The 15715-nt window shown below is 49.0% G+C and carries 15 protein-coding genes; all 15 read left to right on the top strand.

Translation table 11 applies throughout. The features are described 5' to 3' along the window. The first annotated feature begins 56 nt into the window (after nt 1–56). The 15 genes from LG373_RS00820 to LG373_RS00890 all read left to right on the top strand — a co-directional run bounded on the left by LG373_RS00820 (nt 57) and on the right by LG373_RS00890 (nt 15660). Nucleotides 57–1289 carry an LCP family protein gene (locus tag LG373_RS00820; protein ID WP_225748717.1) on the top strand — a complete coding sequence of 411 codons (1233 nt, stop codon included), beginning with the start codon at nt 57–59 and terminating at the stop codon, nt 1287–1289. 32 nt (nt 1290–1321) lie between these two features. Next, complete coding sequence (locus LG373_RS00825) at nt 1322–1981, top strand: YveK family protein (RefSeq protein ID WP_225748718.1); 660 nt, start codon at nt 1322–1324, stop codon at nt 1979–1981. Nucleotides 1982–1994: 13 nt separating this feature from the next. Continuing rightward, on the top strand, nt 1995–2852 hold the full coding sequence (locus LG373_RS00830; protein ID WP_225748719.1) for a CpsD/CapB family tyrosine-protein kinase: 858 nt from the start codon (nt 1995–1997) through the stop codon (nt 2850–2852). Further along, entirely contained in the window at nt 2849–3502 is a 654-nt protein-coding gene (locus tag LG373_RS00835) for a CpsB/CapC family capsule biosynthesis tyrosine phosphatase (protein ID WP_123191195.1), read from the top strand. Before LG373_RS00830 ends, LG373_RS00835 begins: the two co-directional genes overlap by 4 nt. 248 nt (nt 3503–3750) lie before the next feature. Beyond that, a complete protein-coding gene (gene loaP, locus LG373_RS00840; RefSeq protein ID WP_216529108.1) occupies nt 3751–4263 on the top strand; it encodes an antiterminator LoaP in 513 nt (170 codons plus the stop codon). A gap of 31 nt (nt 4264–4294) precedes the next feature. Beyond that, complete coding sequence (locus tag LG373_RS00845; protein WP_225748720.1) at nt 4295–5101, top strand: sugar transferase; 807 nt, start codon at nt 4295–4297, stop codon at nt 5099–5101. A gap of 2 nt (nt 5102–5103) precedes the next feature. Next, nucleotides 5104–6234, top strand: coding sequence for a glycosyltransferase family 4 protein (locus LG373_RS00850; RefSeq protein ID WP_225748721.1), 1131 nt, complete (start codon nt 5104–5106; stop codon nt 6232–6234). Further along, the gene (locus tag LG373_RS00855) at nt 6231–6929 is read left to right on the top strand and encodes an acyltransferase (RefSeq protein WP_225748722.1); all 699 of its coding nucleotides are present in this window, start codon (nt 6231–6233) and stop codon (nt 6927–6929) included. Before LG373_RS00850 ends, LG373_RS00855 begins: the two co-directional genes overlap by 4 nt. 5 nt (nt 6930–6934) lie before the next feature. Next, nucleotides 6935–8233 carry a glycosyltransferase gene (locus LG373_RS00860; RefSeq protein ID WP_225748723.1) on the top strand — a complete coding sequence of 433 codons (1299 nt, stop codon included), beginning with the start codon at nt 6935–6937 and terminating at the stop codon, nt 8231–8233. Continuing rightward, complete coding sequence (locus LG373_RS00865; RefSeq protein ID WP_225748724.1) at nt 8234–9370, top strand: radical SAM protein; 1137 nt, start codon at nt 8234–8236, stop codon at nt 9368–9370. 195 nt (nt 9371–9565) lie between these two features. Next, on the top strand, nt 9566–10411 hold the full coding sequence (locus LG373_RS00870) for a hypothetical protein (RefSeq protein ID WP_225748725.1): 846 nt from the start codon (nt 9566–9568) through the stop codon (nt 10409–10411). Nucleotides 10412–10497: 86 nt separating this feature from the next. After that, nucleotides 10498–11724 carry an O-antigen ligase gene (locus tag LG373_RS00875; protein ID WP_225748726.1) on the top strand — a complete coding sequence of 409 codons (1227 nt, stop codon included), beginning with the start codon at nt 10498–10500 and terminating at the stop codon, nt 11722–11724. A gap of 28 nt (nt 11725–11752) precedes the next feature. Then, on the top strand, nt 11753–13000 hold the full coding sequence (locus LG373_RS00880; protein WP_225748727.1) for a hypothetical protein: 1248 nt from the start codon (nt 11753–11755) through the stop codon (nt 12998–13000). 12 nt (nt 13001–13012) lie between these two features. Next, nucleotides 13013–14452, top strand: a complete 1440-nt coding sequence (locus LG373_RS00885; RefSeq protein ID WP_225748728.1) for a lipopolysaccharide biosynthesis protein — start codon at nt 13013–13015, stop codon at nt 14450–14452. 5 nt (nt 14453–14457) lie between these two features. After that, complete coding sequence (locus LG373_RS00890) at nt 14458–15660, top strand: helix-turn-helix domain-containing protein (protein WP_225748729.1); 1203 nt, start codon at nt 14458–14460, stop codon at nt 15658–15660. The last annotated feature ends 55 nt before the right edge of the window (nt 15661–15715 follow it).

Genomic DNA, 15715 nt, shown 5'->3' on the forward strand with positions numbered 1-15715 from the left:
AAGAGCGCGAAAGCGCTCTTTTAACGACAAGCGAGAACGGAACAGCTGAACCTTTTATGGAACCGCGTGATAACTACAATCGCATGACGCCCGGCAGACACGGCACCCCCGAGCAGCCTGGCCGCCCTTACGACCAAGCTCGTAGGGCGAACGGTGCTGCGCCTGTTCCTGAAGTGGGCCACAGCATGCCTCAAGGAGGTCAGCGCCCTTACGGGGCCCCGGCCCGGCCCGTGCAGGGCGGCTATCAGCCAGCGGGCGTTCATGCCGGCCAGCCTTCCGGATACCCTTCCTCGAACGATGACATCATTCGCGTCCGCAAAAAGCGCCGCAAGCATAAGAAGCTCAAGCGCGCACTGCTCATCATCGCCGTTGTGCTGGTGGTTCTCGTTGGAGGCGCCGCTGCGTATGCGGGCTGGTACACCAGCACGCTTGCCAACAACATGGCCATGGATGCTCAAGAGAAATCCCAGCTCGATACCGTTTTGACCCCTGCCGACAACCAGCAGAAGCCCTTCTATGTGCTGCTGGTGGGTTCGGATAACTGGGAAACGTACGGCGAGCGCTCCGACGCGCTCGTGTTGACGCGCGTCGACCCCGTCAACCACGCCATTACCATGGTGTCCGTGCCGCGCGACACGCCCTACATGCTCAATGGCGGTAAAACCAAGATCAACCAGGCGTTCGCCGAAGGCGGTGCCGTGGGCGCGGTTACGGCTGTGCGGCAGTTGACCGGCGCTCCCATCACCTACTATGCCGAGATCGAGTTCGCTGGTCTGGCCGAGTTCGTCGACTCCATGGGCGGCATCTACGTGGATGTTCCGTACACCATTGATTACGAGGTGTACACCAAGGACCAGCCCGCTGTTCATATCGAGGCCGGCAACCAGCTGCTCGACGGCAGCGAATGCGTCGCCCTCGCGCGCATGCGCACCGCGTACGGCGACGATCAGGACGCCATACGCCAGTCCAACGTGCGCGCTATGGTTATGGCTTTGCTGAAGAGCGTGCTCCAGGCGCCGCCGGCAGAGATCCCCGGCCTGGTGCAGCGCCTTTCCGCGTGCGTGACCACCAACATGGAGCTGCAGACCATGATCTCTCTGGCTATGGATTTCGCTCAGTCGGGAAGCCCTTCCATCTATACCTGCACCGGCCCTTACAAGGGCGATATCGATCCGGATACGGGACTTTGGCTGTGCTATGAGAATCCCGAAGGCTGGAAGGCGTTGATGGAGGCCGTCGATGCGGGCAAGGATCCGGAGTCCGTGGGACTGAAGGTTGAAGGTAAGTAGCGGGACGCCGCTGATAATAGAAAGATGATCGCATGACACTGCTCGAACTGTTCAAACTGCTTCGCAAGCACTTGGCCTTGGTCATTGTGCTCCCGATCGTCCTTGCCGTAGCAACGGCGGGCGTGAGCTGGGGCCTTCTTGACAACCAGTACACGGCCAAGGTGTCCGTGTACGTCCTGAACTCCAAGGAAAAAGAAGGTACGGCTAATACCACTGTCTACAACGACCTGACTGCTAGCCAGCTCATGGCCAACGACATCGCCACCCTGGCGAAGTCGGACACTGTACAGGAGAAGACAGCTCAGTCGTTGGGCATGGAGTCGTTGAAGGGTTACAAGATCTCGGTCGAGTCGAGCACGACCACGCGCGTCATCGACATATCCGTTACGGCGGAGAAGGCCGAGGCGGCGTCCATCGTGGCGAACGAGATTGCCAAGGTGCTGTCCACGGTTGCCCAGCAGGTCATGGGCGTGGAAAGCGTGAACGTGGTTGACCAGGCCAAGGTTCCCGTAGAGCCGTCGGGCCCGTCGCGCGCTATGTACACGGCAGTCGCGTTTTTGGCCGGCATCTTTTTGGCTGTTGCCATCGTAGTAGTGCTGGACATGGTGAACACGCGCGTCCGCAATCCTGAAGAAGCCGAAGAGTTGCTGGGCTTGCCGGTTATCGGCCGCATACCCACCATCAAGAACTAGGGAGGAGAGAGTCGTGGCCAAGAAAAAGAAGTCTGCATCCAACGCGCTCGAAGTGCAGAACGCGGCGAAGACCCTCTTCGCGAACATTCGCTTCATGTCACCCGACAATCCTATTCGCACCATCGTGATTACCAGTTCGGTGCCGAACGAGGGCAAGTCGACCTGCTCGGTGGAGCTTGCGCGCGCCATCGCTACGTCGGGCAAGACCGTGCTGCTGGTGGAGGCCGACATGCGTCGCCGTACGTTGGCCGATGCCTTGAACGTGCGCCCTCCCGCAGGCGTGTATTCGGTGCTGACCGACGCCGCTCCGCTTTCCCAGGCGGTTGTCGCCACGTCTACGCCCAACATGTACTTCCTGGACGTCGAGCCGAACATCCCGAACCCGGCCGACATCATCTCGTCGAAGCGCTATGCCAAGCTGGTGACGCTTTTGGAAGAGAATTACGATTACGTGGTGTTCGACACTCCGCCGGTTGGAACGTTCATCGACGCGGCTATTCTGTCCACGCTGGTGGACGGCACCGTGATGGTGGTGAAGCCGAATTCGACCAAGCGCACCGAGCTTTTGGATGCGTGCGAGCAGTTGAAGAAGGCCGACGCCAATATCCTGGGCATCTGCGCCACGTTCTGCGAGGGAACCGGCTCCGAATACTACTACGCGTACTACACTCAAGACGGCAGTCGATTGAAGGACGGCGCGGATAAGGTTATCCCGCAGGCGCAAGTTGTGCCCGGTCGTTCTTCTCGTGTTCAAAATTCTCCTCAAGTGAACCGCGGGGTCTCTCGTCATGGCGTAGAGGCAAGCCAAGCAGCCAATCGTGCCGCATACGTATCGTCCAACCCGGCAGGGAAGGGGCGTAACGGTCGATGAGGGACATGCACTGCCATATCCTTCCCGGCGTTGACGACGGTGCGCGCGACCTGAACGAGTCGCTTGCCATGTTGGACGCCGCTCAAGCTGCGGGCGTTACGTCTATCGTATGCACGCCTCATTGCCGCGATCCGTATTTCGACTACGACGCCATGTGGGATGCTTACGAGCTGCTGGTGGCGCACGCGGGCGGCTTTCCGCTGACCATGGGCTTCGAAGTGAACCATGCCAAGCTCATGGATTTGGGCATGGAGTGGGCCGACCGTCTGTGCTTCGATGGGACCAACGAGTTTCTGCTGGAGCTTTCCACGCGGGCTCGCAAGCCCGACTTCGAGGTGTACGAGCGAACCATCTACGAGCTGCAGGGCAAGGGCTTTCAGGTGATCATCGCGCATCCCGAGCGCTACAAGGCCATTCAGGAGGATGTCGAGGTGGCGCGAAGGCTGGTGAAGAAGGGCTGTAAGCTGCAAGCTTCTGCGGACTTCGTTGCTGGCGGCAGGATGGGCGCCGAACGAAAGCCCGCGAAGCGGCTGTTCGACGAGAACCTGTACTCGTACATTGCCAGTGACGCTCACCGCGTTGAGCATTACGGGTATTTGGCGGAGGCCAGGAAGAACTACCGGACGCGTGGAGCTCACGCCCGTATTTAGAAGCAGCTTCCTTCTGCTAGCTCTCCTGAAAAGGGAGGTCTAACAGCAGGAAACTGCAACCGCCGCGAAAGCGGCAACCGGCTGCGAAGCGCTTGGGTGCTGATGCGGCTGCCATATCTTGAGGAAAGCGGGATCGTCGCTGGGAGCGCGTTCCGGATCAATCAGGAGAACATATCGTTGTTGTAGCCTTCGGTCGAAAGGTCGGGGCGAAGCTATGTCTTTACCGTTTTGACCGGGGAGGTGGTGGCATGTGGTATGTTGTGCAAACCATCGGCGGCCAGGAAAAGCACGTGCTTGACTTGATGCAAAAGCTGGTCGAGCCGGGCCTTATCGAAGAATCGTTCATACCTCGCTATGAGGTGAAGAAACGCATCAAAGGGGAGTGGCGCACATCGCAAGAGGTGCTGCTCCCTGGGTATATATTTGTAGTAAGCGATAAACCTAACAAGTTGAAAGTCGCTTTACGGGATATCCCCAAGTTCACGCGACTTCTTTCCAACAACGATGTGTTCATTCCCCTGAATGATCAGGAAGTTGCCTTCATCAACGCATTCACGAAACCCGATCAGCGCGTGATCGAGTTTTCGAGCGGTGTGATAGAAGGCGACCAAATCGTGATCCTCAACGGCCCGCTTATGCATCAGACGGGTTTGATCAAGAAGATAGACCGCCACAAGCGGCTGGCCTACTTGGACATCGAGATTATGGGCAGAACGAAAACCGTCAAAGTTGGATTGGAAATTGTTCAAAAACGATCCTGACAAATCAATAGAGACGCTAGCCGATGGGGGAGTGGCTGTGCTTGCAAGCGAGGGGATTGTCGCCGGGTGCGTCGAGGTGACGGAAGCGGGGGCTTCCGACGCGAATACGAGCAAACCGCTCGACGAAAAGTCTGATAATCGCGGTTATGTAAGGACGAGCGCGGGGGTTGGGGATGAGGGCCTGCCCGACCCGGAGGTCTACGAAGCCGCGCGCCGCATCGACGAGGAGCGCTGGGCCTACCGGTTCGCCAAGCGCGCGTTCGACATCGTGTTCAGCGCGACGGTCCTCGTCCTGTTCTGCTGGCTTTACGCCTTGATCGCGATGGCGATCAAGATCGACGACCCGTCCGGCCCCGTCTTCTTCAAGCAGGAGCGCGTCGGCAAGAACGGCGAGCGCTTCATGATGTGGAAGTTCCGCAGCATGTACGTGAACGCGGAAGGGCAGCTGGACGACCTGCTGCAGCTCAACGAGAAGACGGGTCCGGTGTTCAAGATCTCCAAGGACCCGCGCATCACGCGCGTGGGAAGGGTGATACGCAAACTCTCGCTGGACGAGCTGCCCCAGTTCATCAACGTGTTCTCATCGAAGATCTCCATCGTGGGCCCGCGCCCCTGCCTGCCGAGGGAAGTGACGCAGTACACCGAGCGCCAAAAGCAGAGGCTCCTGGTCAAGCCCGGAATTACGTGCTATTGGCAAACGCGCTTGGATCGCGACAAGATCACGTTCGACGAGTGGGTGGAGCTCGATCTTCTGTACATCAAGCAATGCGGTATATGGACCGATTTAAAACAGGTCGCAAAGACTGTCGGCGTCGTGTTGACGGCTCAAGGAAACTAGGTATGGCGATGAAAATTGCCATGCTAGGACATAAAAGAATGCCATCGCGCGAAGGCGGAGTTGAGGTTGTTGTCAAAGAATTGTCGACAAGAATGGTCGCTTTAGGTCACGAAGTGACGGTATATAGCAGGAAGGGCCACAACGCAGCTGGAAAGGAATACGACCAAGAAAAAACCTGCGAATACAAGGGCGTTGCAGTTAAACAAGTTGCAACATTTGACATCAAGGGTCTTGCAGCCCTTACAAGCAGCTACTTTGCCACTAAGGCTGCGATGGAAGATAGCCCAGATCTGATCCATTTCCACGCTGAGGGTCCTTGCGCAATGATTCCATTGGCAAAGCGTCGTGGATTCAGAACCGTTGCGACCATTCATGGCTTGGATTGGCAGCGTGCAAAATGGGGAAAGCTTGCTAGTGCGTATATCAAATTTGGGGAAAAGATGGCGGCTCGACATGCCGATGAAATAATCGTGCTGAGTCGCAATGTGCAAAACTACTTTAAAACCGAGTACGGACGCAATACGATTTTTATTCCCAATGGAATAGAGAGTCACACTTCCGTTTTGCCGGACATTATCAAGAGAGAATACGACCTTGAGAAAAACGGGTATGCGTTATTTCTCGGGCGCATCGTGCCCGAGAAAGGGCTGCATTATCTAATCAAGGCATTTAAAGGGCTAGAAACGAATATGAAACTCGTGGTCGCAGGTGGGTCGAGCGACAGCCGGGGATACTTCGAGGAAGTAAGGAAGGAGTCTTCTAGCGATCCCCGTATCCTGTTCACGGGATTTATTCAAGGGCAGTTACTTGAAGAGCTTTATAGCAACGCTGCAGTGTATATCCTGCCGAGCGACCTCGAGGGCATGCCCATGAGCCTGTTGGAGGCCATGTCATATGGATGCTGTTGCTTAACTAGCGATATTGAAGAATGCTCTACGGTTTTGGAAAATGCAGGACTGACATTTCCAAGAGGGGACGTCGCAGCATTGAGGGAGAGCTTGGCTTTCCTGTTTGCCAACAAAACAAAGCTAGATGAGTTGGGGTCGGCGGCAAAGCTCCGCGTAGAAGCTAATTACAACTGGAACGATGTGGTGCGCCGAACGCTCGACGCATATCTGGGAGTTGCTGAATGAAAAAAACCGTTGAAAAAGTAATTACTAAAATTAAACGTGAACCATACAGCTTGGATCCGGCCATAACCAGCATGGATTTGTTGATCATTTTAAAGGACAAGCTTTTTCAGTTCGTACGCGGCGTTTGGAAAGGCATTTTCTTCGGCGAGAAGCAGGGCATCATATTCGTTGGCAAGAGGGTTAAGGTTCGCCATGCATCCCACGTTAAAACCAAAGGTGGCCTCACTTTAGGTGATGGCGTTTATATCAACGCGCTTTCTAAGGGTGGCATCGAATTCGGAGATAACGTTTCTATCGGTGCCGGTTCGATTATTGAATGTACCGGCGTGATTCGCGAGCTAGGCGAATCAGTGAAGATTGGCAGCCATGTGGGGTTCGCTCAAAATGCTTTCATCGCGGTGCGCGGCTCCCTTGAAATTGGAGATGATTGCATCTTCGGGCCCAATATCAGCATACATACCGAAAACCATGTTTTCACCAATCTTGATGCGCCTATTCGTCTTCAAGGAGCAACGCGCCAGGGAGTCACTATCGGTTGCGATTGCTGGGTTGGCGAGGGAGCGGTAATCCTTGATGGCGTAAACGTCGGAGACGGATGCATAATTGCCGCCAACGCGGTAGTCAACAAAGATGTACCTGATTTCTGTGTAGTAGGTGGGGTTCCTGCCAAAATACTGAAAAAGCGTGGGGAGTAGACACTTTGCGCGTATTGATGGTAAATAAGTTTCACTATTTCAAGGGTGGCTCAGAAACCTATCATTTCGCAGTTGCCGAGAGCCTCGAACGGATGGGTTGCGAAGTTGGCTTTTTCTCTATGGAAGATCCTAGCAATCTGCCGAGCAAGCAGTCTCGTTATTTTGTTTCTGCTGCTGACTACAATGGCAAGACGGGATTGATCAAAAAAGCTAAAGACGGTCTTTCGCTAATTTACTCTTTTGAAGCGAAAAAAAAGTTTGAAGCACTTCTTGAAGATTTCCAGCCTGATATTATTCACATGAACTTAGTGCACCGGCAACTTACATTTTCCATCTTAGATGCTCCATGGCTTAAGGCGCATAAAATTCCCGTGGTTTATACAGCGCATGATTATATTCCAGTATGCCCTAACTGCACGATGCTTGATGGCGAAGGACAAGTCTGCGATGACTGCTTGGCGGGAAGCTTCAAACCATGCATTAAAAAACGTTGTGTCAAGGGATCAAAGGCCAAGAGCATGCTCGCTACGGCAGAGGCTGCCTTTTTACGCAAACATGGCAGCTATCAGAAAATCGATCGAATAATCGCCCCTTCAGAGTTTATAAAGAAAAAACTTGTTGCGGGAGGGTTCCCATCGAAACAAATCGACTTTATGCAGAATTTCGCGAAACGCGAAGTGCTTGAGTATGCAAAAGACGACAAGGATTGTACCGATAAAGAGAACCCGTATCTTTTCTTTTTTGGCCGCCTTTCTAAAGAAAAAGGCGTTGACGTACTTGTAGAGGCGTTTATGCAGGCTCTGAACAAGCTCCCGTCGAACTGGAATCTTGTAATAGCTGGCGACGGGCCCGAAAGGGACGTTCTTGGAGATGTCGTCTTGAGGTCGGGCTCCGATGCGAAGAGGCGCGTTGAATTCGTAGGTTTTCAGACGGGCGTCAACTTGCAAGAGTACGTCGAAAGAGCGTCCCTCTCCATCGTGTGCTCGCGATGGAGAGAGAACATGCCCTATTCGATTATCGAGTCATTTGCACTAGGGACACCGGTCATTGGGACGCATATTGGAGGTATCCCCGAGCTCGTGCAACCAGGGGGCACGGGGTTTCTATGTAACCCGAACGATGCAGAATCGCTTTCTGGAAGTATTGTGGAGGCTGTCGAGTTTTGCAGTCGCAAAGAAGGGTACCAGCTGATGCAGTCGAGTTGCCGCAAGTATGTCCTCTCTCACTGCTTGGAAGACGAATATGTCAGCAATCTAATCGGATTGTACGAACAGCTTATAGAGAAGAAAAAGGAGACGCACTAAATGGCTGAGAAGAAATTAAACGGAACAGTCATTGTGACGTACCGCTGCAATGCCCGCTGCAATATGTGCAGTCGATATAAAGCGCCGAGCCGACCGGAAGAAGAGATAACGCTTGAAACGATAAAGAAACTTCCACCTATGTATTTTACAAACATAACGGGTGGCGAGCCGTTCATTCGCTCTGACCTGAAGGATATTGTTCGAGAGATATATAAAAAAAGCGATCGTATTGTAATCAGCACAAACGGCTACTTCACCGATCGAATCTTGGATCTTTGTGAAGAATTTCCTGAAGTAGGGATACGCATTTCAATAGAAGGCCTTCAAGAGACCAACGATGAAATTCGTGGTTTGGATAATGGCTACAATCGTGGATATCAGACACTGAAAAGACTTGTCGAGCTTAACCATCCTGACGTTGGCTTTGGGATGACCATTCAGGACCGAAACGCAAACGATGTGGTTCCCCTTTATAAGATTAGCGATGAGCTGGGCATGGAGTTTGCGACCGCAAGTCTCCACAATAGTTTTTATTTTGTGGAGGCGAAGAACATTATCGATGATCGACCGATGGTGGCTCAAAACATTGAGAACTTATGCAATGAGCTATTAAAGTCGAACAGTCCGAAAAAATGGATGCGTGCATATTTCAATCACGGTCTTATTAATTACATTTATGGACAACCTAGGCTTTTGCCCTGCGATATGGCATTCGATACTTTCTTTATTGATCCGTACGGGGACGTAATGCCCTGCAATGGAACCAAGGATAAAGAAGTTATGGGAAACCTTAATACGCAAAGCTGGGATGAACTTTGGAATAGCTTAGAAGCAGAACGAGTCCGTTGCAAGGTTCGCCATTGCGATAGAAATTGTTGGATGATTGGCAGCGTTAGCCCCGCAATGAAAAAGCATATTGTAAAAACTGGTTTATGGGCCGTGATGCACAAGTTGAAGCCCGGCAAAAAATACGACATGCATGAGCTAAAGATTGTCTGCGAGCATGAATCTGGGAAAATCTCGAAATCGCAACTCGATGAAAAGTCAACTTACGACTCCGATGCAGAAGTAAAGGATGGATTGTCGGAGTCTTCCCGTTCTGATACTCGTGCGTCCACCGCAGAAGAGTCGGAATAATTGGAATGACGCTAGAAGAACGGAATGGTTAATTGAATGAAATACGCACCAGTTGTAATACCCACTTTAAACAGGGTAAACCACCTGAAGAACTGCCTGGAGTCTTTATCTCGGTGTGTGTTGTCCGATCATACTGACGTGTATGTCGCGCTAGATTACCCCCCATCGTCAGAATACGAAGCAGGATATGAGGAAGTGAAAGACTATCTCGCCCAAGCCTCATTTGCGTTTAGAAGCTTTACGGTTATTACCAGGAACAGAAACTATGGACCAGCTGAAAACGTAAATTGTCTTTTGTCTAGTGAGATATGGGACAGATATGATCGAGTGATTCTTAGTGAAGACGATAATATTTTTGCCAACACTTTTCTACAGTTTGTCGATTACGGATTAGCTAGATTCGAAAATGATAGTCGATTTCTGCTGGTCGGAGGTTTTGCAATTCCTGCTAAATGGAAGAATGATGGAAACGAGGAGATTGTTCTTCTAAACTCGAATGCGAATACATGGGGATTTGGCATATGGCGCGATCGTTACATGCAGATGTCCGCACTTTGTGCTACTGATTACTACCATTCCATTCTGGCAGATAAGGAAAGGACAAGAAGAATTCTAACGGGCAGCATGAACGACTGCGGCGCGATGGCCTGGTATGTAATGACAGGGAACAAGGCGTTGAACGATACGTTCATGTCTGTTTTCGCTCGTGATAATGGGAAATATTGTGTCTATCCAAAAATCAGCAAGACGAAAAACTATGGCAGCGATGGTTCGGGATTGAATAGTGGAAGCGTCGATAAATTCGGCATGAATAGTGTTGTGATGGATAAACGGGGAAGCATAAGCGAAGAGATATTCGATAGCATTCCGCAATTTTACGAAAAGGAAACATTCGAAGCAATAAACGATGTCTACCGCATCAATATATATAAGAAATTATTTATACGTTTCGTCTATGTCACTCATGATTTCTGGAAAAAACACCCTAGTGCTGGCATCGCTCTTCGTTCGCTGTACAAAAGAATGAGCAGGAGATTCTAACAAGTTATGATTGTGGGTAGTAGCGCAAAAGCTATTGAGCATGCAAAGAGCAGTGCAAACGCCCGGCTATTGAGGAGGGCTGCAAAGTGGTAAAAACGGGCATGGTCAAAGGCGCGCTCAGTTCATTTAAGGTAAATTCGATCGCTTATAAACTAATGTTAGTTTTACCAGTTACGACGCTCTTCCAAGCGTATCCGGGTTTTAACTCGATTAACCAATTTGTCGCTTTTGTTCTCATGGGCGCGTTTCTCTGGTCGTTCTTTTTAACGAAATATCATCCCATTAATTGGCTGACGCTACTGATGGTACTGTTTTCGGTACTATATTCAATCTCGAAAACCAATGAATTTATCGGCGGGTTGAACGATTTTGTATACCTACCTTTTTGGTACTTGATCATGATGGTATTCTCGAGTAATTCGAAACAACTTAAAAGAATAATAACTAACAGTTTTCGATTTGCAAAAACAATAGTGGTTATCTGGTCGCTTATTGTGGGGATTTCGATATTCATACCTTCGTCATACGGATTAGGCTGGGGTGGCGGAGTCTACTTCGGTTCTTTACCGGGAGATATTTTCAGATTAGCGCCGACGGCTTGTTTGATTATGGTATTGCTGACTCAGTGCGTTGTATTTGATAAAAAGTCAAAATTGCTGTACTTATTGTCTAGCTTGATTCCATTGTATATTGCTTTCATGGGTGGTTCGCGTACGTATTTTGTAGTGCTATTTGTGCTCTACATTATTTTCCTAAAATACTATATTAACAACGTCGATACTCTTAAAATGATAGTTTTCTTTTTAATTGTATTTTCAGTTGTAATACTTGGAGCAACTGGACTCGGATCCAAGATTGCTGCAACGCGATATACCGATACTTCTTATCTGGATTTATGGGGAACAATCTCTAATGGGCGAACTGTGTTTTGGCAAGCAGATTTGAATGCTTTCATGGAGTCGGACTTCATCACCCGTCTTTTTGGCGGTGGCTACGATTGGGTATACCTAGTCAATATCGTGGCGGCGCATTCATACATATGGGCGCATAATGATTTCATAAATATTCTGATGTCGAACGGATATATTGGCTTGCTTATTTATCTGTTTTCAGGCGTTGCGGTGTTGCTGCAGTACTGCAAGCAGTCAGATAGTCGGGAAAAGAGCAAGCTTCTAATCATGGTTACGTTCATATGGCTCTTCAATGCCTGCTTCAATATGGCGTATACATACACGTGCTTTGCTATTGCTTTTGCCATTTTTCCAACCGTGCTGCTTTCTGTCGAAGATCAACTCCAAGGGAAAACTGGATAACAAGTTTTATATTGCTGGAGGATGCACAATGAAAAAACAAGAGAACGACCCTACGAACTGCAAAGTCTATGTTTTTATCCAAGCCTGTCTATCAGGTATGGGTGGTGCCCAGCTGTACGTATCCGCAAAATCTCTTTGGCTTGCTCGTCATTCGTGGGACGTAATTGCCGTTCATGGGTGCGGCGAGAAATATGATATTAACTATGGGCGCGCTCGAATTGTCTACGATTCTCTTGTTCTGTCGCGTCCCTCAACACTCAAGAAGTCTCTTACCAATCGAGTTATTGAGAATATAGCGGCGTATATAGAAAAGTATGATGAAATAGTAATTGAGTCGGGGAATCTGGAGGCAAGTCTGTGGGGTGAGTTGCTCGCAGAGAGACTTGGCGCCAAACACTTCATATTTTCTCTTATGGAAGTTTTGCCGATGATGACACAAGAAGAGCGTGATTTTCTTGCTTTCAAGCACGCCAGAGGAGAATTTGCTGCTATTCACGCAGGAACTATGTGGGAATTATTCGGAGAGTCGAGGTGTATCGACTACGAAAAGAACGTTCTTGTTGCAAGGGCTAACCCCGCTGCAGTTGAGCTAGATTTCGACATTGGCTTCCTGGATAGACACGATTGCGTAATTGGAATGATCTCCCGTCTCGAAAAGACCTACGTGGTGGACGCTTTTGAAGCAGTAGTATTATTTGCGAAGAATAACCCAGAAACAAGTATCGCATTTGTAGTAATCGGTGACGCCGATATTGCAGCCTGTAAAGCAAAGCTGCAAGCACTGGTTGAAGAAGCCGCAAATCTTGAAACTTATTTCATGGGAACGATGTGCCCCATTCCGCTGTCATTAATTAGGCGTTTTGACATGGCGATCGGAAAAGCAGGGGGAGCGTTGTTGTGTGCCGAGCATGGAGTTCCCACTCTGTGTTTTGCTGTCGAGGAAGATGTAATTGCGGGGCTAGTTTTGCATGATTTCGAAACCATCCCCGGCAAGGTGCAAAGCAAGGTGGAGCCGCAGTCCCTGATGCGTGCGATCCTCGTTGATCAGAGGCACGTAGACAATCGGTACAGGCGCATCGGCGTTGCCGATGAATTGCCAGATTTCATTGACCATATGAAATACATCGAGGCTTCTTCGGCAAGTTGCTCTTATTGCAATCCGAGCCACATCGCTGCCCCAATGGTTAAAAAAGGGATCGGAGTCTTTGCTTCAATAAAGGGATCCTATCCTTTTGCGCTAATTAATTTTGTCAAACGACATGCTTGCAATCATTAGAATCTTAAAATAATGGATGAATTAAAGGCAAAAACTATTACCTCGTTATTCTGGAAGGGGCTGGAACGTGTCGGTAATCAAGCGATAGCTCTTATTGTCCAGATCGTTATGGCAAGGCTGCTGGCTCCAGAACAATTTGGGAATTTGGCGATCCTTGTTGTATTCGTGAATTTTGGCAACATAATTGTACAATATGGATTAAACATAGCGCTGGTTCAAGCAAATACAATGAGCGATGAAGATTGCTCCACTGTATTCTGGATGAATCTATTTGCGGCTAGTTTAATTTGCTTTCTGATTGCATTGTTTGCGGATCAAATTTCTGCTTTTTTCGGCTGCGCATCGCTATCTAATCCTCTTAGATTTCTGTCGCTCGTGTTGATCATAAATGCTTATAATGGAGTCCAATGTTCAATAATTCAACGAGAACTGCAGTTTAAAAAGTTTTTCATGCCGACGATTCTGTCAGTAATTGCTTCTGGAATACTTGGTATTGCTTTGGCCTTGGAAGGGTTTGGCCTCTGGGCTTTAGTTTTTCAGCAAATATGCTACCAGGCAGTTAATTGCTTAGCGTTGTCATCCCAAGTGTCGTGGAGACCAAGGATGGCGTTCAATCGAGCAAGAGCGCGAGGGTTTCTTTCCTATGGCTGGAAACTTTTGTTTTCGGGCCTACTTGATGTTGGCTATCGAAGTCTTTCTGATTTAATAATCGGAAAGAAGTTTTCAACCGCTACGCTAGGATATGTTTCACAAGGAGAAAAGTATCCTACAACCTTGGGGACGATGCTGGATAGCGCGATCCAGCCTGTAATGATGTCAGCTGTTTCTAGAGTTCAAGATGACATTACGCTTGTCAAACGCCTTGTTCGTAGGGCCTTGAAAACATCTTCATTTTTAGTCTTTCCTGCAATGTGCTTGTTCGCTCTAGAGTCTGAGCCGTTGGTAATTCTTTTATTGGGAGACAAATGGCTGCCCAGTGTCCCGTTTATGCAGATGTATTGCTTTATCTTCGCCTTACTGCCCGTGCAGACCGCAAATTTACAAGCATTGAATGGCATGGGACGTAGTGATGTGTTTTTCAAACTAGAAGTAATCAAAAAATCATACGGCATCATGCTGCTACTGCTCGCCGCTTTTGTTTTCGGAAATGCATATGCAATGGTTGGCATGGTGATGATTTCGGCAGTACTATCTACGTTCGTCAACGCTAGTCCAAACAAAATAATCATTGGGTACTCATACAGGGAACAATTAGCCGATCTTGCGCCCATTGCCCTTATCACATTATTGTCCGCTTCCGCCACATTTCCGTTGAACTTGATTATAGATAACAAATTACTATTGATTGTTACTCAGGGTTTCAGCATGGTTGGAATATACCTATTGCTTGCAAAAGTATTTCATCTCGAGGTCTTCGACTATCTAATGCAGACCATCCGAAACACAAAATAGTCTTAATGCCATCTCGCCTGATTTACTCATTTACACAAGAGTTCGATGAAATCGTTGCAATCGATCATCAATTTGTAAATGAGGTAGATGTATTGCAGCCTAAAACAGATTCCAATCAACAGTCGTCCGGAATATATACTCCAGCAATCTGCATGGGCGATGCAATACGCAAGGCTCGCAGGAATGTCGGACTCACTCAAAAGGATGTTGCAGCTAGCATTGGAATTACTGATAAGGCGGTTTCTAAATGGGAACGCGGTCTTTCTGTTCCCGATGTCTCATGTTTGAGTAAGCTGGCGGTATTGCTCGATATGGATATAGAGTTGTTGGTGGCCTCGGCAGCTCCAGAGGAAAGGGCTCAATGGTGCGGGCTTCTGGTTTTGCCTCTAAGAGAGAATGGCATTCGCCCTTGGACATTGATACACGACAAGCCTGCGATATGCTATTTACTGAGCTATTTTCTCCTTTCTGGCATTAGGGATATAACCATAATTCAGGGCGATAACAGTGATTATATTTATAAACTTTTTGGTGATGGCTCAATACTCGGAATAAACTTGAAAATAATCAGCGAGAGTGATTTTCGATTCAATCGGAAATCGGTCTCCAATAGGTCTTCGGTTAAAAAGGTCTTCTCAATATTTGATTATCTTCTTTTTGACGGAGTTGATTTAACCAGATTGCTCGAACGTGCGATGGCGCACTGCTCGAATCTGGCGTCTATTGCATATCCTTTATTACCTTATGGTCAAAACTGCATAGCGCACGGTCGCCAAACAGATCAAGAGGTAGCACGGAAAAGCCATCGTGCGCTAATGATGGAGAGGTATGCGTACACGTCTCTTCCTATAATCTTCTGCTCTAGGGATATAGTCGAAAGTGCAGTATCCGAAATCGATGATGCCGCTTCTTTTTCCAAAGCTCTACTTTCGCTCATCGAGAGCAAGGATATTGATGTAGTGCTTGCCGATCGAGGGTATCTTTCAGTGTTAATCACCAATAAAAACCATCTTGCGTCAGCATCGGAGTATGTAGAGCTGCATCAAAGGCTTTCGGGAATGAAATTGAGATGCGTTGAGGAAATCGCATGGCGACGAGGCTTCATTGATGACAAGGGGCTGGTTGCGGCCGGGAGAAAGATATCTGGACATGAGCTTTCTGATTACATTGAGGCTTTGCTTGGCAAAAGTAAACCAACAGTCGGTTGAAACAGAGTGGCTCTTTGCCAATAATCAAATTACTGTTTAGTTAAAAATTATGCAC

This window comes from Paraeggerthella sp. Marseille-Q4926 (genome assembly GCF_916618935.1).
GTDB classification, from domain to species: Bacteria; Actinomycetota; Coriobacteriia; order Coriobacteriales; family Eggerthellaceae; genus Paraeggerthella; species Paraeggerthella hominis.